Annotated in this window: 22 protein-coding genes and 1 riboswitch; of the genes, 9 read left to right on the top strand and 13 right to left on the bottom strand. The window is 54.1% G+C overall.

The features are described from left to right. Window positions 1-10: 10 nt before the first annotated feature. The 4 genes from ubiC to malK all read right to left on the bottom strand — a co-directional run bounded on the left by ubiC (window position 11) and on the right by malK (window position 4,325). Window positions 11-508, bottom strand: coding sequence for a chorismate lyase (gene ubiC, locus KP80_RS01565; protein ID WP_052281824.1), 498 nt, complete (start codon window positions 506-508; stop codon window positions 11-13). 208 nt (window positions 509-716) lie between these two features. Continuing rightward, window positions 717-1,655, bottom strand: a complete 939-nt coding sequence (malM, locus tag KP80_RS01560) for a maltose operon protein MalM (protein ID WP_052281823.1) — start codon at window positions 1,653-1,655, stop codon at window positions 717-719. 114 nt (window positions 1,656-1,769) lie between these two features. Then, window positions 1,770-3,113, bottom strand: coding sequence for a maltoporin (locus tag KP80_RS01555; protein ID WP_052281822.1), 1,344 nt, complete (start codon window positions 3,111-3,113; stop codon window positions 1,770-1,772). A gap of 102 nt (window positions 3,114-3,215) precedes the next feature. Then, window positions 3,216-4,325 (bottom strand): maltose/maltodextrin ABC transporter ATP-binding protein MalK, encoded by a 1,110-nt coding sequence (malK, locus tag KP80_RS01550; RefSeq protein ID WP_052281821.1) that lies wholly within the window; start codon window positions 4,323-4,325, stop codon window positions 3,216-3,218. Window positions 4,326-4,695: 370 nt separating this feature from the next. Here malK and malE point away from each other — a divergent pair, with 370 nt between their 5' ends. The 3 genes from malE (at window position 4,696) to malG (ending at window position 8,492) form a co-directional block, all read left to right on the top strand. Continuing rightward, window positions 4,696-5,886 carry a maltose/maltodextrin ABC transporter substrate-binding protein MalE gene (malE, locus tag KP80_RS01545; RefSeq protein WP_052281820.1) on the top strand — a complete coding sequence of 397 codons (1,191 nt, stop codon included), beginning with the start codon at window positions 4,696-4,698 and terminating at the stop codon, window positions 5,884-5,886. 123 nt (window positions 5,887-6,009) lie between these two features. Further along, complete coding sequence (gene malF / locus KP80_RS01540) at window positions 6,010-7,554, top strand: maltose ABC transporter permease MalF (protein WP_052281819.1); 1,545 nt, start codon at window positions 6,010-6,012, stop codon at window positions 7,552-7,554. 47 nt (window positions 7,555-7,601) lie between these two features. Beyond that, window positions 7,602-8,492: a maltose ABC transporter permease MalG gene (malG, locus tag KP80_RS01535; protein WP_052281818.1), complete on the top strand. Its 891-nt coding sequence runs from the start codon at window positions 7,602-7,604 to the stop codon at window positions 8,490-8,492. A gap of 110 nt (window positions 8,493-8,602) precedes the next feature. Here the strand turns inward: malG and psiE are convergent, their stop codons facing one another. Then, on the bottom strand, window positions 8,603-9,013 hold the full coding sequence (psiE, locus tag KP80_RS01530; RefSeq protein ID WP_052281817.1) for a phosphate-starvation-inducible protein PsiE: 411 nt from the start codon (window positions 9,011-9,013) through the stop codon (window positions 8,603-8,605). Between the two features lie 282 nt (window positions 9,014-9,295). Between psiE and KP80_RS01525 the strand changes: the two genes are divergently transcribed. Beyond that, window positions 9,296-9,751 (top strand): acyltransferase, encoded by a 456-nt coding sequence (locus KP80_RS01525; RefSeq protein WP_052281816.1) that lies wholly within the window; start codon window positions 9,296-9,298, stop codon window positions 9,749-9,751. A 49-nt stretch (window positions 9,752-9,800) separates the two neighbouring features. On the opposite strand, the gene KP80_RS01520 is transcribed toward KP80_RS01525, so the two are convergent. The 5 genes from KP80_RS01520 to pgi form a co-directional block, all read right to left on the bottom strand. Next, a complete protein-coding gene (locus KP80_RS01520; protein ID WP_052281815.1) occupies window positions 9,801-11,897 on the bottom strand; it encodes a YjbH domain-containing protein in 2,097 nt (698 codons plus the stop codon). Continuing rightward, a complete protein-coding gene (locus KP80_RS01515) occupies window positions 11,897-12,634 on the bottom strand; it encodes a capsule biosynthesis GfcC D2 domain-containing protein (RefSeq protein WP_052281814.1) in 738 nt (245 codons plus the stop codon). The genes KP80_RS01520 and KP80_RS01515 overlap by 1 nt, the downstream gene beginning before the upstream one ends. Next, entirely contained in the window at window positions 12,631-13,269 is a 639-nt protein-coding gene (locus tag KP80_RS01510; protein ID WP_052281813.1) for a YjbF family lipoprotein, read from the bottom strand. The genes KP80_RS01515 and KP80_RS01510 overlap by 4 nt, the downstream gene beginning before the upstream one ends. 61 nt (window positions 13,270-13,330) lie before the next feature. Beyond that, on the bottom strand, window positions 13,331-13,576 hold the full coding sequence (gene yjbE, locus KP80_RS01505) for an exopolysaccharide production protein YjbE (protein ID WP_052281812.1): 246 nt from the start codon (window positions 13,574-13,576) through the stop codon (window positions 13,331-13,333). A 337-nt stretch (window positions 13,577-13,913) separates the two neighbouring features. Beyond that, window positions 13,914-15,563, bottom strand: a complete 1,650-nt coding sequence (pgi, locus tag KP80_RS01500; protein ID WP_052281811.1) for a glucose-6-phosphate isomerase — start codon at window positions 15,561-15,563, stop codon at window positions 13,914-13,916. A 244-nt stretch (window positions 15,564-15,807) separates the two neighbouring features. Then, a riboswitch (Lysine riboswitch) is annotated at window positions 15,808-16,005 on the top strand. A 114-nt stretch (window positions 16,006-16,119) separates the two neighbouring features. Between pgi and lysC the strand changes: the two genes are divergently transcribed. From lysC to KP80_RS01485, 3 genes are all read left to right on the top strand, one after another. Then, complete coding sequence (gene lysC / locus KP80_RS01495; RefSeq protein WP_052281810.1) at window positions 16,120-17,469, top strand: lysine-sensitive aspartokinase 3; 1,350 nt, start codon at window positions 16,120-16,122, stop codon at window positions 17,467-17,469. 248 nt (window positions 17,470-17,717) lie between these two features. After that, window positions 17,718-18,644: a ketopantoate/pantoate/pantothenate transporter PanS gene (gene panS / locus KP80_RS01490; protein ID WP_052281809.1), complete on the top strand. Its 927-nt coding sequence runs from the start codon at window positions 17,718-17,720 to the stop codon at window positions 18,642-18,644. Between the two features lie 100 nt (window positions 18,645-18,744). Continuing rightward, entirely contained in the window at window positions 18,745-19,017 is a 273-nt protein-coding gene (locus tag KP80_RS01485) for a DUF3811 domain-containing protein (RefSeq protein WP_052281808.1), read from the top strand. Here KP80_RS01485 and rluF read toward each other — a convergent pair. Beyond that, window positions 19,014-19,886 (bottom strand): 23S rRNA pseudouridine(2604) synthase RluF, encoded by an 873-nt coding sequence (gene rluF / locus KP80_RS01480; RefSeq protein ID WP_052281807.1) that lies wholly within the window; start codon window positions 19,884-19,886, stop codon window positions 19,014-19,016. The two genes, KP80_RS01485 and rluF, sit on opposite strands and share 4 nt — an antisense overlap. Before the next feature lie 219 nt (window positions 19,887-20,105). Between rluF and KP80_RS01475 the strand changes: the two genes are divergently transcribed. Continuing rightward, window positions 20,106-21,029, top strand: coding sequence for a sugar-binding transcriptional regulator (locus KP80_RS01475; RefSeq protein WP_052281806.1), 924 nt, complete (start codon window positions 20,106-20,108; stop codon window positions 21,027-21,029). A 20-nt stretch (window positions 21,030-21,049) separates the two neighbouring features. Further along, on the top strand, window positions 21,050-21,862 hold the full coding sequence (locus KP80_RS01470) for a shikimate 5-dehydrogenase (RefSeq protein WP_052281886.1): 813 nt from the start codon (window positions 21,050-21,052) through the stop codon (window positions 21,860-21,862). 25 nt (window positions 21,863-21,887) lie between these two features. Here the strand turns inward: KP80_RS01470 and KP80_RS01465 are convergent, their stop codons facing one another. Then, on the bottom strand, window positions 21,888-22,205 hold the full coding sequence (locus KP80_RS01465; protein WP_052281805.1) for a helix-turn-helix domain-containing protein: 318 nt from the start codon (window positions 22,203-22,205) through the stop codon (window positions 21,888-21,890). Continuing rightward, entirely contained in the window at window positions 22,195-22,554 is a 360-nt protein-coding gene (locus KP80_RS01460) for a type II toxin-antitoxin system RelE/ParE family toxin (protein ID WP_052281804.1), read from the bottom strand. The genes KP80_RS01465 and KP80_RS01460 overlap by 11 nt, the downstream gene beginning before the upstream one ends. Window positions 22,555-22,712: the final 158 nt, after the last annotated feature.

Raw genomic sequence — 22,712 nt, 5'->3', positions numbered from 1 at the left:
TTTCTTCCTCTTAGTACAGCGGCGATGCGGGTAAAAACAGCTCTGTCAGCAGCAGCGGTTTTCCACTCAAACGGAGACGGGAACGACGCCCCCACAGCGCATCATGACGGCCAATTTCAATAAAGTCGCGGGTCAACTGGGAGGAGGAAAACAGGTACCGCCCCAGCGGCGTTTGCCCCAGTTGCTGCAGCGCCAGCTCCGGCCCACAGAGGGTGGATTCCGGCACGACGGTACGCCCGGCAAGCCACGGTTGGCCCCCGACGCACAATAATATTTCTCGCAGCCAATAGCGAGGCTCATCCGCGAGCAGATGCTGCTCATCGGCCAGCGCATCACGGCTCACAAACTCTTCGTTTAATAGCGTCACGCTAACCGGTTTCCCATACTGCTCAAACCGTTTGGTCATCGAGTCTTCCAGCATCAGCCAGTCGCGCTGAGCCGGTTCAAGCGGGGGAACAACGTCAAAATAGTGCAAAGCACGCAGCTGCTTCAGTGCAGAGTGCGACATGCCTGTCTCTCCAATACATAGCGTTGGGCCATTGTATCGCAGAAAGAGATAAGAGGGGGTGCAGGAATGGTCAAATACGATCAATAGCGCAACAGCCGTGCAACAGTCCGCGCTGCGGAATGGCTTGAAGGATGAAGCATATAAAAAAGGTGCGCCCCTAAGGGCACACCGAAAGGCTTCGCCTAAACATCGGCGCTGTGGGGAGAACTTACCCCTTGCCTTTTACAGCGCCGATAAAGGTGGAACGAGCAGATTTAGAACCCAGGCGCTCAGCTTCATTCATCAACTTCAGAGCCTTGTCGATATCCCCTTTTGCCACGGCCTGTTTGATACCGTTGTTGAAGTAGCTTTCCGTATCGTTGAGCATCGGTTCCGCTTTAGCAGCCGGTGCCGGAGCAACCGCGGTGGCAGCCACTGGCGCGGCATAAGCAGGAGCGGCAGTGTTACCGACGGTTACCGGCGCCGGGCCGGAAGAACCGAACAGCGGGCCAACCAGTACGCTGGAGCTGCTGTTGGTTTTCACTTTTAGCTTCACCAGACCATCGGTGGTGTGTTTCGCCACTGGGTCAGGAATATCCGGTACTGCGTTGCCAATGCCTTTGGCATAAGCTTTTGCCGGATCCAGCAGCGTGGTGGTCTGCTGGAGATCTTTTTCTGTCGTAAAGACCAGAACATACAATTTTTGCTGGCCCAGCGCTGGCGTCAGGCGCATTTCGCCTTCCAGACGGTCAGCGCTCATTACGCCCGGCGCCTGGTAGGTGAAGTAGCTGCCTGGGAAGTAGGCAGAAGGGGTCATATTCTGGTCAAGAATCAACACATTCGGCGCAAAGACGTTGGTTTGTTTGTTCACTTCGCTGGTCAGGGTCAGCGTCAGTTCGCCAATATTAGCTGGCACGCTATAGGCCACGACTTTACCGGTAATTCCCGGAACATTAAGCGTTTGCCCGCCCACGGCAATCTGCGTGGACTGGACTTTAGATTGATCGACCGGCGTCCAGGTGAGCTGCTGCAGGTCGGCAGTTGGAATGGTTGGCGCAGCGCTGGTGTTTTGCGGCACATAGTTGACGTCGGCGAGGCTGATGCCCGGGACGCTCGCCAGCAATCCAGCGGATAAGCACAGAGCAACGAGACTTTTTTTCATTTTCATTATGATGACCTCAGAAATCGTCAGTCTAGCGGTGGCCAGGCAATAGCGCGCTAAACCTTACGGAACAGAGGGGCTTACGCCCCTCGTCGGTTGTTACATCAGGCTAGTACTGAATTACCACCAGATTTCCATCTGTGCACCGAAGGAGAACTCATCGCTGTCGCCACGGCTGGTGTTGGAAGTGCTGGAGTTGCTAGCTACTGCATAGCGAGTTGCATCGCCGTTGCTGTTTTTCGCATAGCCCCAGTTTTCATCCCACTTCGCATAGGTTGCGAAGACACGGATCGCTGGACGAGACCAGATGCTGTCGCCCGCCTGCCATTGCTGTGCCAGGGTGATTTTGTACTGGTTGTTGCGGTCGCCAGTCTGCTGAGATTTCACGTTGTCGTAGCCAACTTCCAGCAGGGTACTCATGATTGGCGTCCATTTGTACATTGGACGAATACCCACGGTGTACCATTCGGTACCCAGGTTATTATCCAGGTCGATATTCTGGTACATACCGACGTACATCAGGTCCCACTTGTCACCCAGAGAGATTGCACCGTGGTCCAATACACGCACCAGGCTGCCGTTGTTGTTCACTACGTTATTGGCATAGTTCACGCCATCAATAGTGACGCTGGATGAACCATAAGAACCCTGGTTCAGACCTTTGCCCTGAGTGGTCATAGAGTCAGTTGCGTACTGAACCACAAACTTGTTGTAGCCTTTGAGCATGCTCTGGGTATGTTCAGCGGTGAACATCCAGCCATCTTTAGACGCGCCGTTTGCAAGGCTGTAGTCGTCGGTGGTATTCGCACGACCGTAGTCAACGCCCAGTTCCAGAACGCCGTCCGGGTTGGTCTGCAGACCGGCTAAACGGACGTCGAATACGTCGTTGGCGGTGTCTTTGGTTCTGTCATAAATATTCTGGCTGCTGAAGGCATAAGAACCACCAGCTTCCTGAGAACGGGTGGCTGCCAGAGACAGTTTACCGAAGCCCAGATCGACGTTTTCGATACCGGCACCAGGACCAGAAATATCCCAGTAGTAGAAGTCGATCATGTGAACGTCATGACGCTGGTAGAAGCGCTTACCGGCCCAAATGGTGGAACCTGGCAGCCAATCAATCAGGTTTTTACCCTGGACGTTCGCTTCACGGAAAGCTGGGTCAGTGGCTTCCCAGTCATTCTGCTGTGCAACGGAGTAAGCCACGTTAGTGTCGAAGTAGAAGCTCTTATCGCCCTCTTTCCACACTTCCTGGCCTAATTTCAGTTCGGCGTAGGTTTCACATTCGTTACCCAGACGGTATTTACTTTGAGCACCGGTTGCCTGGAAACACTGTTGTTCGCCACCGCTACCCGTCCAGCCAATACCGGAACGTGCGTAGCCATGAAAATCTACGGCCATTGCCTGAACAGACATAATGCCTGCTGCTACGGCAACCGCCACGGGGAGTTTGCGCAGAGTAATCATCTATTCTATCTCCTGAGATCATTGCTTTTCTTTAACAGTCCACCCGGTAACGCCTTATGGCTGGCGGTGTAAGGGCTTCATGCTTGTTTTGTTATGGGACTCTTAAACGCCGGGTTCTTTATGCAGCCGACGACATGCGGTGCCATCTTCACGGAACAGATGACAACGCTCTGGCGGCAAGCCGATGGCGAATGTGGCACCCTCTTCTACCAACACCACGTCGTTCTGGCGGTACACCAGGTTTTGACGAATGGCGGGGATCTGGATATGAATTTGTGTTTCGTGACCAAGCTGTTCAACAACGTTCACCACGCCTTCCAGCGTCACATCGGCGATGTGGCTAGGCAGCAGGTGTTCAGGACGGATGCCCAGCGACATATTGGTTCCCACGGTGACGTTGTTGCTCTCCACCGGTAACCAGATTTGCTGGCGGTTTGGCAGTTCAACCTGAACCTGGTCGATGGCCGTAGCCGTGACTTTGACCGGCAGGAAGTTCATCTTCGGCGAGCCGATAAAGCCCGCGACAAAGCGGTCGGCCGGATAGTGGTACAGCTCCAGCGGTTTACCTACCTGCGCGACGCGACCGGCATCCAGTACCACGATTTTGTCGGCGAGCGTCATCGCTTCAACCTGATCGTGGGTCACGTAGATCATCGTGCGGCCAAGACGTTTGTGCAGGCGGGAAATTTCAATACGCATCTGAACGCGCAGCGCGGCATCCAGGTTGGAAAGCGGTTCATCCAGCAAGAAAACGCGAGGCTCAGCCACCAGCGTACGACCAATGGCGACACGCTGACGCTGACCGCCGGAAAGCGCTTTCGGCTTACGTTCCAACAGGTGAGCCAGCTGCAGCACTTCGGCGACCTGAGTCACACGCTGGTTAATCACTTCTTTTTTGGCACCGGCCAGCTTCAGACCGAAGGACATGTTTTCAGCGACAGAAAGGTGGGGATACAGCGCATAGGACTGGAAGACCATGCCCACGCCGCGCTCGGCCGGTGGGATATCGTTCATGCGGGTTTCGCCGATCATCAGATCGCCGCTGGTGATGGTTTCGAGGCCCGCGATCATACGCAGCAACGTCGATTTACCGCAGCCCGATGGCCCGACAAACACCACGAACTCCCCTTCCTGGATATCGAGGTTGATATCTTTCGATACCACCACATCGCCCCAGGCTTTCGTTACATTGCGTAGCTGTACGTTCGCCATGCCCTTCTCCCTCGTTACAACTTGTCACCAAAAGACACAATCAAGATGGGCTGACTATGCAACAGCCATCAGTTTGGTGAATCCTCCACCCCCCCGGTTTTTTATGGGGGAGGAGGCGGGAGGATGAGAAGCTCAGCTCTGCCCCCGATGACATCTCATCGGGACGAAGATCGTGATGGGGCTTGCAAAAAACGGCGCTTTTTTTTGTGCGCTGGAACTCATAACCGGGAATTTTGTTACCAGGATCACACAAATACCCCCTAGGGCGTAGACTCCAGGAGGATGGAAAGGGGTTGCTAAAAAAGGAAACTCATCGACGTTAAACCACCTCTGTGTATCCACGAGTACATCACCAAAAAGGACGGGATATATGAAAATCAAAACTGGCGCTCGCATCCTCGCGCTGTCCGCATTGACCACGATGATGTTTTCCGCCTCTGCCCTGGCAAAAATCGAAGAGGGAAAACTGGTTATCTGGATTAACGGCGACAAAGGCTATAACGGCCTTGCCGAGGTAGGTAAGAAATTCGAGAAAGACACCGGTATCAAAGTCACCGTTGAACACCCGGACAAACTGGAAGAGAAATTCCCGCAGGTTGCCGCGACTGGCGATGGCCCGGACATCATCTTCTGGGCGCACGACCGCTTTGGCGGCTACGCACAGTCTGGCCTGCTGGCTGAAGTGACTCCGGACAAAGCGTTCCAGGACAAACTCTATCCGTTCACCTGGGATGCCGTACGCTACAACGGCAAGCTGATTGCGTACCCAATCGCGGTGGAAGCGCTGTCGCTGATTTACAACAAAGACCTCGTTCCTAACCCACCGAAGACCTGGGAAGAAATTCCTGCACTGGATAAAACGCTGAAGGCGAAAGGCAAGTCGGCGCTGATGTTCAACCTGCAAGAACCGTACTTCACCTGGCCACTGATTGCTGCCGACGGCGGTTATGCATTCAAGTTTGAAAACGGCAAGTACGACGTGAAAGACGTCGGCGTGGACAACGCTGGCGCGAAAGCGGGTCTGACTTTCCTGGTAGACCTTATCAAAAACAAACACATGAACGCGGATACCGATTACTCCATCGCTGAAGCGGCCTTTAACAAAGGCGATACTGCGATGACCATCAACGGTCCGTGGGCATGGTCCAACATCGATAAGAGCAAGGTGAACTACGGCGTCGCGCTGCTGCCAACCTTCAAAGGCAAGCCGTCTAAACCGTTTGTTGGTGTTCTGAGCGCCGGTATCAACGCCGCGAGCCCGAACAAAGAGCTGGCAAAAGAGTTCCTCGAAAACTACCTGCTGACCGATCAGGGTCTGGATGAAGTGAACAAGGACAAACCGCTGGGCGCCGTTGCGCTGAAATCCTTCCAGGATCAGTTAGCGAAAGACCCACGTATCGCTGCCACCATGGATAACGCCCAGAAAGGCGAAATCATGCCGAACATCCCACAGATGTCTGCATTCTGGTATGCCGTTCGTACCGCAGTGATCAACGCTGCAAGCGGCCGTCAGACCGTCGATGCTGCGCTGAAAGATGCACAGGGTCGTATCACCAAGTAATGCTTTTATCCCCTCTCCGTTGGGGAGAGGGTTAGGGTGGGAATCGGGTTGAAAATCCCCTCTCACCCCGGCCTTCTCTCAAGGAGAGGGAAAAAAGATCAATCGTTGTAGAGGAAGATCCCCATGGATGTCATTAAAAAGAAACATTGGTGGCAAAGCGACACGCTGAAATGGTCAGTGGTTGGTCTGCTTGGCCTGCTGGTGGGTTACCTTGTTGTTTTAATGTATGCACAAGGGGAATATCTGTTTGCCATCATGACGCTGATTTTAAGTTCAGCGGGCCTGTACATTTTTGCCAATCGTAAAACCTACGCCTGGCGCTACGTTTACCCTGGCATGGCGGGAATGGGGCTGTTCGTTCTGTTTCCACTGGTTTGTACTATCGCCATCGCCTTTACCAACTACAGCAGCACCAACCAGCTGACGTTTGAACGCGCTCAGGAAGTGCTGATGGACCGTTCCTATCAAGCAGGTAAAACCTACAACTTCGGTCTGTATCCGGCAGGTGATGAGTGGCAGCTGACCCTCACCGACGGCGAAAGTGGTAAAAACTATCTCTCAGACGCCTTTAAATTCGGCGGTGAGCAAAAGCTGCAGTTGAAAGAAACCGACGCCCTGCCAACCGGCGAGCGCGCGGCCTTACGCGTCATCACCCAAAATCGTCAGGCACTTAACCAATTGACCGCGGTTCTGCCGGATGAAAGCAAAGTGACCATGAGCTCACTGCGTCAGTTCTCCGGCACTCAGCCGCTTTATACGCTGGCCGATGACGGCATGCTGACGAACAACCAAACCGGCATCAAATACCGCCCTAACGGTGAAATTGGTTTCTATCAGACCATCAACGCCGACGGCAGCTGGGGTAGCGAGAAGCTGAGCCCGGGTTACACCGTGAGCATTGGTTGGGATAACTTCACTCGCGTCTTTACCGATGAAGGTATCAAGAAGCCGTTCTTCGCCATCTTTGTCTGGACGGTGGTCTTCTCTGTCCTGACGGTGATTCTGACCGTGGCGGTCGGCATGATTCTGGCCTGCCTCGTCCAGTGGGAATCGCTGAAAGGCAAAGCCATCTACCGTGTACTGCTGATTCTGCCGTACGCCGTACCGTCGTTTATTTCGATTCTGATTTTCAAAGGGTTGTTCAACCAAAGCTTTGGTGAAATCAACATGATGCTGAGCGCGCTGTTCGGTATCAAACCGGCCTGGTTCAGCGACCCCACTACCGCGCGTTCGATGATTGTTATTGTCAACACCTGGCTTGGCTATCCGTACATGATGATCCTGTGCATGGGCCTGCTGAAGGCGATTCCGGACGACCTGTACGAAGCATCGGCAATGGATGGCGCGGGGCCGTTCCAGAACTTCTTCAAGATTACGTTCCCGCTGCTGATTAAGCCGCTGACGCCGCTGATGATCGCCAGCTTCGCCTTTAACTTTAACAACTTCGTCCTGATTCAGCTGTTGACCAACGGTGGCCCGGACCGTCTCGGCACCACTACGCCGGCCGGTTATACCGACCTGCTGGTCAGCTATACCTACCGTATCGCCTTTGAAGGTGGCGGTGGCCAGGACTTCGGTCTGGCAGCCGCGATTGCGACACTTATCTTCCTGCTGGTCGGTGCGCTCGCGATAGTGAACCTGAAAGCCACGCGGATGAAGTTTGATTAAGCCTGAACGGCCAGGCGTCATTGGCGCTGCCAAGGAGTAAAGAAATTATGGCTATGGTACAACCGAAATCTCAGAAACTGCGTCTCTTCACCACGCACCTTATGCTGCTGATTTTCATTGCGGCGATAATGTTCCCGCTGCTGATGGTTATCGCGATTTCCCTGCGTGAAGGTAACTTCGCGACGGGGAGCCTGATCCCGGAAAATATTTCCTGGGAGCACTGGAAACTGGCGCTGGGCTTCAGTGTTGAGCACGCGGATGGCCGCGTGACGCCGCCACCGTTCCCGGTGCTGCTATGGCTGTGGAACTCGGTGAAAATCGCCGGCATCACCGCGATTGGTATCGTGACGCTCTCCACCACCTGCGCCTACGCTTTTGCTCGTATGCGCTTCCCGGGTAAAGCGACGCTGCTGAAAGGGATGTTGATTTTCCAGATGTTCCCGGCAGTGCTGTCACTGGTTGCGCTGTACGCCTTGTTTGACCGCTTGGGACAGTACATTCCGTTTATCGGGCTGAACACCCACGGCGGGGTCATCTTCGCCTATCTCGGCGGCATTGCGCTGCACGTGTGGACGATTAAAGGTTACTTCGAAACCATTGATAACTCTCTGGAAGAAGCGGCTGCGCTGGATGGCGCAACCCCGTGGCAGGCGTTCCGCCTGGTGCTGCTGCCGCTCTCCGTACCGATTCTGGCGGTGGTGTTTATCCTGTCGTTTATCGCCGCTATCACCGAAGTACCGGTTGCATCACTCCTGCTGCGTGATGTGAACAGCTACACCCTGGCCGTAGGTATGCAGCAATACCTCAACCCACAAAACTATCTGTGGGGCGACTTTGCCGCAGCGGCAGTTCTTTCCGCCATCCCTATTACCGTGGTCTTCCTGCTCGCGCAGCGTTGGCTGGTAAACGGCCTTACGGCCGGCGGCGTGAAGGGCTAAGTTTCATCGTTAAATGCCACTGTTATCATCCTCAACTTGCAAGAACCCTAACTTGTGACTGTTTGGCGCTCTCCGGAGCGCCCTTTTTTTTGACTATCGCCGAGAGACATCTACTCGCGTTTTAAGCGCTTCGAATTACACAGCCACAGCGTAATCACCAGCAGCAAAATCGCGGCGGAGTAAATCAGCACGTCTAAAGGTGATTTATGATCGACAATAATCAGCCGCACAATTGCGGTGATACCGATATAGACGAAGTAGCGTAGCGGGAAATGAAAGCCTGACTGGAAGTACTTCACAATCAGCGCGATAAATTCGAAATAGAGAAAATAGACCACCAGCCCTTCCACCAGCGCATACTTGCTGGTGCTTTCCGGCGCGAACAGCACGTCCGCCAGATGGACCGTCTCTTTACCGAGAAAGACCACTAAAATCAGGCCAAGGCTGAGCAAGCCTAAGTTCAACACGGTCTGCAGAACGGTGGAGATAAACTCTACGCGTGGACGAGATAGCGACGTCATAGCTAACACCTCTTTCGCTGGGCCGAGATCTTTGTATAGCGCAGAAGTGTGATCTAGATCTAGTTTTTTATCTCATCGACATCATGCCCACGTTGGACCGTATACCTGGCGTGAATGGCATTCCTGATGGTTAAGCCGGACATGAGAGGTAAAGCGCCAGCGGTCTTCAATGCCTGGCACTTTACCGATATTCAACGCCCTGAAACATCACGATAAGGCCTTTCCCTTTTCCCTTTTGAAAAGTACGCTGGCTATTCTGAAAGACTTCGTTGAGGGAATAAGATGAGCGCTTTCCGTCAGGCCGCGATCCGCAACGTCACCCGCGGTGACAATGTCGTTATCTACGAGCCAAGTAATCTTTATGACTGCACGCTGGGCAACAACGTGTTTGTCGGGCCCTTCGTGGAAATTCAGGGTAATAGCTGGATTGGCGACGACAGCAAAATCCAATCGCACAGCTTTATCTGTGAATACGTCACTATCGGCAGCCACTGCTTTATTGGCCACGGTGTGATGTTTGCGAACGATATGTTTCGCGAGGGGAAACCCGACGCCGACCGCGACAATTGGGGACGAATTACTGTCGGTGATAATGTCTCTATCGGCAGTGGGGCAACCATACTGGCGGTGACGATCTGCGACGGTGTAGTGATTGGCGCAGGCAGCGTTGTCACCCGCTCGATAACGGAAAAAGGGGTTTATGCCGGGAACCCGGCACGTCTGCTGCGCCACCTCTAGCTGACCCCGTAGCAGGCTTGGTTATCGGCCTGCTACGGAGATTCGTCCATCAGCGGAAGTTCTGGCTCTTATCGCCGGTCATGCTGTAAAGCTCAAACTTACGTCCCAACATTTGGCCACCGTCACGCGTCAGCGGCGTCCAACCAACGGAAGCCCGGCTACGAGTTGGCCCAGAGGTGAAGAGATCCATCGGGATATTCACATAAACCCCTTTGGTAAATTCCCCTTCCCCGTATTCATCCGCCGACACGTTGGTGATGGTGGCATAAGCCCCCACAACGATACCGCTGTCAAAGTGCTTCGAGATATCCAGCGTGCCGCCTTTATCTCCCGCCAAATACTGACCGACGCTGGCTTTCACCAGCACGTCCTGAGCGAATGACGGTGTCCAGTAAGCGGTGAGATGCCCGGTTTTAACGCTGTAGTCGGTGAACTTCATCATGTCCTGCGCGCTGCGCCAGTCACGCTGCTTCACGTAGTTAGCGTTCAGGCCAAAGGCCCAGTTGCTGTCGACCGGACGATAGAGCATTTCCGCGCCTGCACCACCGTACATGGTTTCCAGATAGCCGCCGTAAACCTGGCCATAGAAATCATTCCCCAGATACTGGAAGTAGTTGGCCTGCAGGTTATTTACATAGACATCGTTCTCAACGTATTCACGAATGTGCGTACGCACACGCGGCAGCGCCGAGTCGTCCGGTGGATTGGTATAGTTAAACTTATCGTAGTTGTTGGCGATGTTGGCAAACACGCTGCCGCTGGTCAGCAGGTGGTCGGTAACCCACCAATCTGCGGTACCCATCACGCCAACCTGATACATATAGAAGCTTTCCGGTCCGCCGATAGACTGGCTCAGCACCGGGTCGAGATGGAAATCGAAGCGCGATTTATCGATATACCAACCCTGCTCGGTTTTCTCCGGCACTACCGGCGCCATCCGTTTTTGTACCAGCGGCGTTTCTTGACCTAACGGCTCACCTTCCAGATGACGTTTAAGGCTCGCCACATCCGTTTCGGTGGTCACTTCCGGCAGGTTAAGACGAGTCTCGGTAATACGGATCGTGCGGATCCCATCGGGAAGATCGTTCATCACGATCCGATTGGCGCGTTCGATCCCTTCACGAGAGTCGCGGTACTTCACCTGCTCGCCCGTCACGTACAGCGTATCGCCTTTCACCTGCATATTCGGTGCAGCAAATCCGGCATTGTATTTCAGCATGGTCAGCTGATTGGCCACCACGGAGTGCTGGAGAATAGTGTCCTGCGGCTGCGGACGATAAGTCGGCCGCGCGTTGTCGTTATAAGACGGCCGCAGATCGTTAAAGTTGGTACGCAGGGTAAAACCAAACATCACGGTGTTACCGCGTTCATAGCTCAGGTTCACGTCGGCCCAGTCGGTGACGCGATAAATGGCGCCGACGTTAAACTTGCTCCTTTGCTCAATCTTGCCGGCAAAGTCCTGTTGATAGTTGTTTCCTTCGTATTCCAGCTTCAGGCGCAGCGGCTGCCACGGTGTCTGGTATTCAATACCGCCAAACCACGCCGCGGGGCCGTGGAACATTTGGCTGCCATCGACCGAACCCGCTTTACGATAGCTGTTATCGCGGTAGCAATATTTATCGCTGTACGAACAAAACGGGTTGGTGGCGTTACCGCTGGTCCCCAGATACCCCCAGCCTAAACCGAGGGAGAAATCGAACGGCCCCCAGGCTTTACTGGCGACAACATATTCGGAGTCAAACAGCCCGGTACCGCCGATATCACGCGCCCCGACCGCTACCTGCGGCAGCCAGTAGCTTTCTTCCCACAGGCGTAGCTTCACATCGAAGGCTTTGTCTTTATAGGTTTGTGAGCCTGAAAACGACTCTACGCTACTGTAGTTTTTGGTCCGCACGTCGGTGTAGCGCAGCGTGGTTTCCAGCCATGGAAAAAGTTGAGCCGAAGCGGAGTAATAACGGTACTGGTCATTATTACGATAGTTAGCGCTGAACTCGCCCTCACGCGCCATGCGCGCCGTTGGGGTTTGCAGCAGGCCGACGCCACCGAAATCCGACTGCGACGGGCCGATGGGGGCAGGATAGGTTTCTGCATGGCAGGCCGCGCTCACCGACAAGGCCAGCAGGCTATAAAGACAGGTTTTTTTCATTATTCAGGTCTCCGCTGCGACAAGGAGCGAAGAATGGCGGCATTGAGCGCCTCATATTTATTCGTCCACAACGAGTCAGCAAAGCCGACAAAAAGAGTACTGCCAGGCATCGGTTCGATATGGCGTTTATTCCAATAAGCTACCGGTGCTTTCTGCGTGCGTCCATCTGGATAAATCACCCAGGCATAGCTGCGGTCCGCACCGCTGAGCAGATTGATACCGTCAAGATATTCCGCGACATCTTTCCCCGGCGTGAAGGCGATGGTTCCCGGTTTATCCACCAGCCCAACCAGCGTAACCGTCGAGGGTTCGCGCCCCAGCCAAAGCGTGTAATTACCCTGCAGCGGCGGGTTATTTTTGCTGTGCACACGCACGGTATCCGGGTCGAGCGGCACCAGCAGACGCCCGGTGACCGGGATTGCCTGCAGCTGATGGCGCAGCGCGTTTATCGCTGCCGCCGCACTGCCGCCTTCGTCTGCCGCCAACGCGCTTAACTGTGCCAATAGGGTCTGATGTTCACGCGTGGCTTTTTCCGTGGCCTGCGGGGTGGCGATAACCGCACCCGGCCACCAGCTTTCTGCCAGCCGTGGTTGCCCGACTAAATCCGCCAGCCGTTCAGCATTGGTTAAGGTCAGTGGCTTCGCCACGCCCGCCTGGTGGACCTCAACGGTTCCCGCGGCCAGTGCAGCGGCAGAAATTAGACTCAACGCAGCGGCAGCAATACGCGTTTTTTTCATGATTTTGCCGCCTTGATGAGGGTGGTGTTGACCGGGAAAGTGCCCGCGCCAAGGAACTGCTGTGATTGGCGGATCTGCCCTTCACTATCCACCCAATAGCGGTTGCGCCAGTGGGCTTGAGAAGTGCTCACCTCTTCTTCCAGCACGCGAACGGCCGTGTGGGTTCCCGCCATGGTCAACGTATCGCTACCGTCCCAGCGGAAGGTGGATGTTGCCGTGGCATAGCGCACCTGCTGATGCTCAGTCCAGCCCATCGTTCGCGTCCAGGTGGCACCGTCGGTAATCTGATTAGCGTGAGCCAGCGGATCGTTATTGAGGTTATTTACCGTCAGCAGGTTGTCGCCCGTAAGTTGGGTTTTCACCAGACGCCCATGCTGGGTCACCAGCATCGCCCGGTCCTGGGTTAGCCATTTTTGTTGACCGTTTTCCGAGAACGCCAGCACCACAAAAATCTGCGGCCCACCGTTGAGCTGCATATATTGGCTGGCATACGGCATATTCTGGATATCGTCGTCGGTCAGGTGTACGCCAGGCGAACCCCAGACGCTCTCCCAAAGCGAGTGCCCCAGCCCCTTGGTGCTGGGTGAACACGCCTGAAGCAGCAGGCAGAAAAGAGGGATAAAAAGTCGCTTCACGACGCTTCTCCAGGGGCGAAATAACCACACCGAAGTGTGGTTAGAATTAACGTACCTTTAATTACTGGGTACTGGTTGTCGTGCTGGTGGTGGTGGTGGTTCCCGTGTTGGAACCGTCACCGCCAGCCGCTGCCAGCGCCATACCGACAGCAGAGCTTGCGGTGCTGGCGCTGGTGGCGGTTGAACTCCCGGCAGACACGGACGTTGCTGCGACGCCAGCCGCTTCACCGGTTTCAATCGGTGCCGCGCTGACGCTTGCCGCAGCAAACGCCGAAATGGCAAAAATGCCATAGAGGATTTTCTTCATATGTATTCCCTTCATTAGATGAATGGAGATATACCCGAAATATTCAGGCGTCATCGAGTATACACAACCAAATGAATATATTTGGCGCAGGGAAAATGGACGGGAAGATTTTAGGATAATAAGTAAAAACGATAATAAGAAATAAATATGATATTTAAAAACAGAAGGTTAATTACACACACAAAAATAGCAATATACGGTTTATCTGAAAGAGAAGGTAAGTTGAATGGATATTTAGGATTATACTCAACGCCAATATTAGGCAAAATTCAGGAATAAGCAGAATTATCTGACAAAAAAAATGCCGGCATCAAGCCGGCATTGAAAATATATAACCTTACGCGCGCCAGGACTTATAACGGTTAATCAAACCGTTGGTTGAGCTGTCATGGCTATCGATCGCTTTATCATCATTCAGCTCCGGCAGGATGCGGTTAGCCAGCTGTTTGCCCAGCTCTACGCCCCATTGGTCGAAAGTGAAGATGTTCAGGATAGCGCCCTGAGTGAAGATTTTGTGTTCGTACAGTGCGATCAATGCACCCAGGCTGTAAGGCGTGATTTCACGCAGCAGGATGGAGTTGGTCGGACGGTTGCCTTCGAACACTTTGAACGGTACCACGTAGTCCAGCGTGGACGGATCTTTACCCTGGTCACGGTATTCCTGTTCAACCACTTCGCGAGATTTGCCGAACGCCAGCGCTTCGGTCTGCGCGAAGAAGTTAGACAGCAGTTTCGGATGGTGGTCAGTCAGCGGGTTATGGGTGATAGCCGGAGCGATGAAATCGCACGGAACCACTTTGGTGCCCTGGTGAATCAGCTGATAGAACGCGTGCTGGCCGTTAGTGCCCGGCTCGCCCCAGATGATTGGGCCAGTCTGGTGCGCCACTTTGTTGCCGTTACGGTCAACGTACTTACCGTTGGACTCCATGTTGCCCTGCTGGAAGTACGCAGCAAAGCGGTGCATGTACTGATCGTACGGCAGAATCGCTTCAGTTTCGGTGCCGTAAAAATTGTTGTACCAGATGCCGATCAGCGCCAGCAGTACCGGCAGGTTTTTCTCAGCCGGGGTGGTGGAGAAATGTTGGTCCATCGCGTGAGCGCCGGACAGCAGCTGGACAAAGTTATCAAAGCCGACGGACAGGATGATCGACAGGCCGATCGCGGACCACAGAGAGTAGCGGCCGCCAACCCAGTCCCAGAATTCAAACATGTTGGCCGTATCGATACCGAACTCAGCAACGGATTTACCGTTGGTGGACAGCGCCGCGAAGTGTTTCGCCACGTGCTTCTGGTCACCCGCGCTTGCCAGGAACCAATCACGCGCGCTGTGGGCGTTGGTCATGGTTTCCTGAGTGGTAAAGGTTTTGGAAGCCACCAGGAACAGGGTTGTTTCTGGGTTCAGCGTCTTGAGCGTTTCAGCGATGTGGGTACCATCGACGTTAGAAACGAAGTGCATATTGAGATGGTTTTTGTACGGACGCAGCGCTTCGGTCACCATGAATGGACCCAGGTCGGAGCCGCCGATACCGATGTTCACCACGTCGGTGATCGCTTTACCGGTATAGCCTTTCCACTGGCCGGAGATGATCGCTTCGGAGAAGGATTTCATCTTCTCCAGCACGGCGTTCACTTCTGGCATCACGTCTTTGCCATCAACCACAATCGGGGTATTGCTACGGTTACGCAGCGCAACGTGCAGCACGGCACGATCTTCGGTACGGTTGATCTTTTCGCCCGAGAACATGGACTTAATCGCACCGCTCAGATCGGTCTCTTTAGCCAGATCCAGAAGCTTCGCCAGCGTCTCTTCAGTGATACGGTTTTTGGAGAAGTCGACCAGCATCTGATCGCCGAAGGTCGCGGAAAACTTAGCAAAACGGTCACCATCTTTGGCGAATAGTTCCGCAATGGTAACGTCCTTCATTTCATCGAAGTGTTTCTGTAGTGCCTGCCACGCAGCGGTCTGCGTTGGGTTGATGTTTTTCATTAGCAATACCCTTCTGATTTAAAAATCGTAACTGTCCTCGATTGTAGCGCCAGTCACAAAAAATTGTGATGGTTTTAATGTTATCGCCCCTTCGGATGGCAAAATCGTGTACAAAACAGACAAAAATATCGTCTTTATAAGCCTCATTACTACGGGCCACGGCTGCATGAAAAATCCGCATAACCCCAGCGTTGACAACCTACCCGCTAACCCTTTATTTATAAATGTACTACCTGCGCACGCGCAGGCCAGAAGAGGCGCGTTGCCCAGGTAAACGGTGTTAGAGGAACCAGTCCTGTGAAAACACCTGAAGGGGAGCAACGCCGAGATGACTGAACTACCGGTTACGTTCATCATCGGCTACAGGGGCTGAATCCCCTGGGTTGTCACCAGAAACGTTCGCAGTCGTCCGTTTCACAAGTGGTGGAGCACTTCTGGGTGAAATCGTAGTTGTTTATCGCTCTGCGCCCACCCGTCTTTCGCTCTTCCCTTATGCCAAGGCTGAATAATTTGGACTGACTGAGATAAGCCAGCCCTCCCCTGACACGAGGTTAATATGACAGCATTAGTAGTCGCCAAATTTGGCGGAACCAGCGTAGCCGATTTTGATGCTATGAACCGCAGCGCCGACGTGGTGCTTTCCGACGCCAGCGTGCGCGTTGTAGTGCTGTCTGCTTCTGCGGGCGTCACCAATCTGCTGGTTGCCCTGGCGGAGGGTCTGGAGGCCAGCGAGCGCCAGGCCAAGCTGGATGCGATTCGCGCGATTCAATATGCCGTACTTGAACGCCTCTCCAACCCGGCGGTGATCCGCGATGAAATCGAACGCCTGCTGGAAAATCTGGCGACTCTGGCGGAAGCGGCTGCGAGCGAAACGTCTACCGCACTGACCGACGATCTGGTCAGCCACGGCGAACTGATGTCGACCCTGCTGTTTGTAGAAATCCTGCGTGAACGTAACGTTCAGGCGCAGTGGTTTGACGTGCGTAAAGTGATGCGCACCAGCGATCGATTCGGCCGCGCCGAGCCGGACGTTGCCGCGCTGTCAGAGCTGGCAACCCAGCTACTAGCACCGCGCCTGAGCGAAGGTCTGATAATCACCCAGGGCTTTATCGGTAGCGAAAGCAAAGGCCGCACCACCACGCTGGGCCGTGGCGGTAGCGACTACACCGCCGCTCTGCTTGGCGAAGCGCTGCACGCCACGCGCGTAGACATCTGGACCGACGTACCGGGCATCTACACCACCGACCCGCGGGTCGTACCTGCCGCAAAACGTATTGATGAAATTGCTTTTGAAGAGGCCGCTGAACTGGCGACCTTCGGCGCGAAAGTGCTGCACCCAGCCACGCTGCTGCCTGCCGTACGCAGCGACATTCCCGTCTTCGTCGGCTCCAGTAAAGATCCAAAAGCCGGCGGCACGCTGGTGTGCAATGAAACCGCTAACCCGCCGCTGTTCCGCGCGCTGGCGCTGCGCCGCAAGCAAACGCTACTGACCCTGCACAGCCTGAATATGCTGCACTCCCGCGGCTTCCTTGCTGAAGTGTTCGGAATTCTGGCACGTCACAATATCTCGGTTGATTTGATTACCACCTCGGAAGTGAGCGTGGCGTTAACGCTGGATACCACCGGTTCTACCTCCACCGGCGACACGCTGCTCACGCAGTCCCTGCTGATGGAACTGTCAGCGCTGTGCCGCGTTGAAGTGGAAGAGAATCTGGCGCTAGTCGCGCTGATTGGCAACGATCTGTCCAAAGCCTGTGGCGTGGGCAAAGAGGTGTTTGGCGTACTGGAACCATTCAACATCCGCATGATTTGCTACGGCGCATCCAGCCATAACCTGTGTTTCCTGGTGCCAGGCGCGGAAGCCGAGCAGGTAGTGCAGAAACTTCACCATAATTTGTTTGAATAATATTCCATCACGCGATAAACAATAACTATAGCCGGGCTCGAACCCGGCTTTTTTTATAACAACACAACATCAATACACACAAAATCTTTCAAGTTGAATCACGGCAGCAAGCGAGCGACAAATTCGTCAGAAATGAATTTGACCGGCCAAAGGCTGGCCTCTGGTGATGCCCATGGCTGGGGCGAGAGCGCGCAGCCAACGCAGAGGCAACCTGAAGGATGAAGTGTATAAATCGCAAGGAATACAACATGCTCGCCGTTCTCACCCGGCTGTTCCCATTATGGGCGCTGCTACTCTCTATTATTGCCTACTTCACACCGTCGACCTTCACGCCGATTGGTCCACTGGTACCCTCGCTGCTGATGCTGATTATGTTTGGCATGGGTGTGCACCTGAAGGTGGATGACTTTAAACGTGTTCTGTCACGCCCGGCACCGGTCGCGGCGGGGATTTTTCTGCACTATCTGGTGATGCCACTCGCCGCATGGCTGCTGGCGCTGGCGTTCCATATGCCGCCAGAACTGTCCGCGGGGATGGTGCTAGTCGGCAGCGTCGCCAGCGGTACGGCATCTAACGTAATGATCTATCTGGCGAAGGGCGATGTTGCGCTATCTGTCACCATCTCCTCTGTCTCCACGCTGGTTGGCGTAATTGCTACGCCACTGCTCACCCGTCTGTACGTCGACGCTCATATTCAGGTCGATGTGATGGGTATGCTGCTGAGTATTTTGCAAATTGTGGTGATCCCCATTGCGCTAGGTCTGGTGATTCATCACCTATTCCCGCGCGTGGTGAAGGCCGTTGAACCCTACCTACCGGCGTTCTCGATGGTGTGTATTCTGGCGATCATCAGCGCCGTGGTGGCCGGTTCCGCATCGCATATCGCGTCAGTGGGTTTTGTGGTGATCATTGCGGTAATTCTGCATAACACCATCGGTCTGCTCGGTGGCTACTGGGGTGGGCGTCTGTTCGGCTTTGACGAATCTACCTGCCGTACGCTGGCGATTGAAGTCGGCATGCAGAACTCGGGACTGGCTGCAGCCTTAGGCAAGATTTACTTTGGGCCGCTAGCGGCACTGCCTGGTGCGCTGTTCTCGGTCTGGCATAATCTGTCCGGCTCTCTGCTCGCCGGTTACTGGTCCGGCAAACCTATCGAGAATAAAAAGCGTAAATAACGCGCAGCCCGTTCGGGACGTCACGAACGGGCGATAATTCCCTGTCAGATTACCACGCCTTTGCCGTACACTGGATAAACCATCCGATAGAGGGCACCCTATGGCACTCCCCCGCATTACGCAAAAAGAGATGACCGAGCGCGAACAGCGTGAACTGAAAACGCTGCTAGACCGTGCGCGCATCGCGCATGGCCGCCTGCTGACCAACGCAGAGACAAACAGCGTGAAAAAGGAGTACATCGATAAGCTGATGGTAGAACGAGAAGCCGAAGCGAAAAAAGCCCGCCAGTTGAAGAAAAAGCAGGCTTATAAACCGGATACCGAAAGTTCATTTTCGTGGTCGGCGAACACGCCGACACGCGGTAGACGTTAACGCCCTTTCTTTTTACGCCCCGGTGAAACGAAGCGTTTACCGTTCGACGCCGGGCGCGCAGGTTTTTCGCTGGTTTTTTCCATCTTCACCACCGGACGCTTAATACCCGCCGTTTTCGGCTTGGCCTTTGGCTTTGGCTTGGCTTCCGACGAAGACCCCTCAATCAACTTGAAGAGATCGATAAGCTCGTCATCGGTCAGATCGCGCCACTCGCCCAGCGGAATGCCCGTCAGGCTGACGTTCATGATACGCGTACGTTCAAGCTTGGTGACTTCAAAACCAAAGTGTTCGCACATACGACGAATTTGGCGGTTCAGGCCCTGGACCAGGGTAATACGGAAGACAAACGGCGCCTCTTTCTTCACCTTACATTTCTTGGTGACCGTCCCGAGAATCGGCACGCCCGCGCCCATCCCACGAACAAACTCATCGGTTACCGGCTTATCCACCGTCACCAGATACTCTTTTTCGTGATCGTTGCCGGCACGCAGAATTTTGTTCACCAGATCGCCGTGGTTGGTGAGGAAAATCAGACCCTGCGAGTCTTTGTCCAGACGGCCAATCGGGAAGATACGTTTGCTGTGGTTAACGAAATCAACAATGTTGTCGCGTTCGCCATCTTCAGTGGTGCTGACAATGCCGACAGGTTTGTTTAGCGCAATCAGCACTAAATCATCCGCTTCGCGCGGCTCAATCAACTGACCGTTTACCTTCACCACATCGCCCGGCTTCACCTGGTCGCCAATCGTGGCGCGCTTGCCGTTAAGGAACACATTGCCTTGTTCGATATAGCGATCGGCCTCGCGGCGCGAGCAAATTCCGCTTTCGCTGATGTATTTATTTAATCGGGTTGATGAGTCTGGCAGCATAAATTCTCCTGTAAAAGCGAAATATACCTCACCTTGGCGGTGAGGAAAAAGAGTCTGCCGGAAATCAGTGTCAATATCCTGCGGCCTTTGCACAAACGTGCAAAATCATCGCTTCCTTTCACACGTAAAAGAGTCTTGAACTCGCTTTGTGATGGCGTTATACCAGATCGAGAATCACTTTTTATGTTTTGCACATATGTGCAGGAGCCCGCCACCGCGATGGAAAACAGTGACGATATTCGTCTGATCGTGAAAATAGCCCAGCTTTATTACGAGCAGGAGATGACGCAGGCGCAGATCGCCCAGACTCTGGGGATTTACCGCACCACCATCAGCCGTTTGTTAAAACGCGGCCGTGAGCTGGGCATTGTTAATATTGCCATTAACTATGACTACAACGACAGCCTGTGGCTAGAACAGCAGCTCAAACTGAAATATGACCTGAAAGAAGCCGTGGTGGCACCGCAGGAAAGCGAGGCCGGGCTGTACGGCGCTCAGCTGATGGAAAGGCTGCTGTCGCCCGAAATGGTCATTGGGTTTGGCTGGGGGCGCGGCGTCAGTGCGCTGGTTGAGCAACTGTCGCAAGCCAGCCAACCTCACCGTCTGGTGTGCGTGCCAGTGGTTGGCGGGCCTGCGGGCAAGCTGCCCAGCCGTTTTCACGTCAACACTCTCACCTACAGCGCGGCAATCCGGTTAAAGGCAGAATCACATCTCGCTGATTTTCCCGCGTTGCTGGATAACGCCACGATTCGCAACGGCATTATGCAATCCCAGCACTTCAAAACCATAGCTGAATACTGGCAGCGGTTGGATATCGCGCTGGTTGGTATTGGCTCCCCGGCTATCCGCCACGGCGAAAACTGGCAGGCTTTCTACGGTAATGAGCAAAGCGACGACCTGGTCGCCCGCCAGGTAGCCGGTGATATCTGTTCACGTTTCTTTGATAGCCAAGGGCAGGCCGTCCATACCGCAATGCAGGAAAAGACGCTGGCCATTGAGCTGGCCACGTTACGCAAGGCCCGTTACGCCATCGGGATTGCCTACGGTGAGGAAAAATATGTAGCTCTGCTCGGCGCGCTGCGCGGTAAACACATCAACAGCCTGGTCACCGACCGGGCCACCGCTGAATATTTAGTGCAGTAATACAAGAAGAGGACATGACCATGATCAACCGCGATACCCAGCTGTGCATGTCGCTTGCCGGACGCCCCGGCAACTTCGGCACCCGCTTTCATAACTATCTTTATGAAAAACTGGGGCTGAATTTCATCTACAAAGCGTTCACCACCCAGGATATTGAAGCCGCGGTAAAAGGCGTACGTGCCCTTGGCATTCGCGGCTGCGCGGTCTCGATGCCGTTTAAAGAAAGCTGTATGGCCTTTCTCGATGCCATCGACCCGTCGGCTAACGTTATCGACTCGGTGAATACCATCGTTAACGACGACGGTAAACTGACCGGGTTTAACACCGACTATATTGCGGTCAAAAGTCTGATCGCCAGCCACCAGCTTGATACTTCTGCCCAGGTAATGATCCGCGGCAGCGGCGGGATGGGGAAAGCGGTGATTGCCGCCTTCCGCGATGCCGGTTTTAGTAAGGTGATTATCGCCGCGCGCAATGAGGCCAACGGCAAAGCGCTGGCGCAGCAGTATGGTTTCCAGTGGCAGGCGCTACCGGAAGCCAATGGGATCGATATTCTGGTTAACGTCACGCCGCTCGGCATGGCGGGAGGAAACGAAAGCGAGAGCCTGGCGTTCAGTGAAGCGATGGTCGAGCGCGCCAGCGTGGTGTTCGACGTGGTAGCCCTGCCGCCAGAGACGCCGGTGATAAAACTGGCTCAGCGGCTGGGGAAAAAAACCATCAGCGGAGCAGAGGTGATTGCACTGCAGGCGGTTGAACAGTTCGTGATGTATACCGGCGTAAGGCCAGATGCGGCGCTGGTTGCTGAAGCGGCGAGGTTTGCACGGGAAGGGTGAACAAGCAGAGAGCTCTCCAGCCCCCTTACCCCAGGCTGACTTTCAATGTACCCTGCGTAGAGCTCTCTTTACTCACGACAATCTCAACATCACGGCCAAGTTTAACCAGGCACTCCAACATTTTAGCCTCACTAACACCGCGAAACTGCCCGCGTAGCAAGTGAGAAAGCTTCGGTTGGGTTATCCCCAGAATCTGCGCAGCCTGAGATTGGGTCAGCCCTTTGATTTGCAAAATCTCGCCAATAATCTGCGCAAGCTGTGCTTTTAGCTGCATCTGCTCTGCATCATGCATACCCAAATCGGCATAGACATTTCCGCTACTGACTTCTATTTCATCTGCCATGTTGACTCTCCTGCGCATGGTACTGAGCGGCTTTTAGACGCTGATAGATGAGTGCAATATCCGGTTTTGGGGTGGCTTTACCGGACACCGATTTTTTCTGAAAGACATGTAGGACATACACCGCCTCTTTTAATTTAATGGTGTATACCGCACGCCAGGTATTACCGTGAAAATCCTCCACAACTTCGAGGACGGTAGCACCACCAAAACCTTTTAAAGGTTTACTCTGGATATGCTGCTGACCTTGCTGAGCCAGCCAAAGTGCATAGCCAAATGTATTCTGTACATGCTCAGGCATTGCCTGGAGATCCTTTCTGGACTGCCCCACCCAATAAAGCGGCTTTGTCATTTAGCCTCCAATTATATCCATATAGGTATAAAAAGCTATCCTTCAGCGATAGACTAAAGCAAAGCACAGCCTTCTTCGTGTACTGTCATTTCGCTTTGCGAGCAGCATTCCACAACATCGTGAACCCCATCAGTGAGCCGTCGAACGTAGAGTGATAA

Source organism: Kluyvera genomosp. 1, assembly GCF_001266615.1.
GTDB classification, from domain to species: Bacteria; Pseudomonadota; Gammaproteobacteria; order Enterobacterales; family Enterobacteriaceae; genus Kluyvera; species Kluyvera cryocrescens_A.
Note: the sequence above shows the minus strand (reverse complement) of the source record. Positions and strands in the feature narration are given on the sequence as shown.

What these genes read in the sequence shown, in the direction of transcription:
- rluF (WP_052281807.1), bottom strand. Translation starts at nt 19,886, where the DNA reads ATGCTGCCAGACTCATCAACCCGATTAAATAAATACATCAGCGAAAGC.
- lysC (WP_052281810.1), top strand. Translation starts at nt 16,120, where the DNA reads ATGACAGCATTAGTAGTCGCCAAATTTGGCGGAACCAGCGTAGCCGAT.
- psiE (WP_052281817.1), bottom strand. Translation starts at nt 9,013, where the DNA reads ATGACGTCGCTATCTCGTCCACGCGTAGAGTTTATCTCCACCGTTCTG.
- malK (WP_052281821.1), bottom strand. Translation starts at nt 4,325, where the DNA reads ATGGCGAACGTACAGCTACGCAATGTAACGAAAGCCTGGGGCGATGTG.
- KP80_RS01475 (WP_052281806.1), top strand. Translation starts at nt 20,106, where the DNA reads ATGGAAAACAGTGACGATATTCGTCTGATCGTGAAAATAGCCCAGCTT.
- KP80_RS01470 (WP_052281886.1), top strand. Translation starts at nt 21,050, where the DNA reads ATGATCAACCGCGATACCCAGCTGTGCATGTCGCTTGCCGGACGCCCC.
- KP80_RS01525 (WP_052281816.1), top strand. Translation starts at nt 9,296, where the DNA reads ATGAGCGCTTTCCGTCAGGCCGCGATCCGCAACGTCACCCGCGGTGAC.
- malE (WP_052281820.1), top strand. Translation starts at nt 4,696, where the DNA reads ATGAAAATCAAAACTGGCGCTCGCATCCTCGCGCTGTCCGCATTGACC.
- KP80_RS01465 (WP_052281805.1), bottom strand. Translation starts at nt 22,205, where the DNA reads ATGGCAGATGAAATAGAAGTCAGTAGCGGAAATGTCTATGCCGATTTG.
- panS (WP_052281809.1), top strand. Translation starts at nt 17,718, where the DNA reads ATGCTCGCCGTTCTCACCCGGCTGTTCCCATTATGGGCGCTGCTACTC.
- malF (WP_052281819.1), top strand. Translation starts at nt 6,010, where the DNA reads ATGGATGTCATTAAAAAGAAACATTGGTGGCAAAGCGACACGCTGAAA.
- malM (WP_052281823.1), bottom strand. Translation starts at nt 1,655, where the DNA reads ATGAAAATGAAAAAAAGTCTCGTTGCTCTGTGCTTATCCGCTGGATTG.
- KP80_RS01555 (WP_052281822.1), bottom strand. Translation starts at nt 3,113, where the DNA reads ATGATTACTCTGCGCAAACTCCCCGTGGCGGTTGCCGTAGCAGCAGGC.
- KP80_RS01520 (WP_052281815.1), bottom strand. Translation starts at nt 11,897, where the DNA reads ATGAAAAAAACCTGTCTTTATAGCCTGCTGGCCTTGTCGGTGAGCGCG.
- malG (WP_052281818.1), top strand. Translation starts at nt 7,602, where the DNA reads ATGGCTATGGTACAACCGAAATCTCAGAAACTGCGTCTCTTCACCACG.
- KP80_RS01515 (WP_052281814.1), bottom strand. Translation starts at nt 12,634, where the DNA reads ATGAAAAAAACGCGTATTGCTGCCGCTGCGTTGAGTCTAATTTCTGCC.
- KP80_RS01460 (WP_052281804.1), bottom strand. Translation starts at nt 22,554, where the DNA reads ATGACAAAGCCGCTTTATTGGGTGGGGCAGTCCAGAAAGGATCTCCAG.
- yjbE (WP_052281812.1), bottom strand. Translation starts at nt 13,576, where the DNA reads ATGAAGAAAATCCTCTATGGCATTTTTGCCATTTCGGCGTTTGCTGCG.
- ubiC (WP_052281824.1), bottom strand. Translation starts at nt 508, where the DNA reads ATGTCGCACTCTGCACTGAAGCAGCTGCGTGCTTTGCACTATTTTGAC.
- KP80_RS01485 (WP_052281808.1), top strand. Translation starts at nt 18,745, where the DNA reads ATGGCACTCCCCCGCATTACGCAAAAAGAGATGACCGAGCGCGAACAG.
- pgi (WP_052281811.1), bottom strand. Translation starts at nt 15,563, where the DNA reads ATGAAAAACATCAACCCAACGCAGACCGCTGCGTGGCAGGCACTACAG.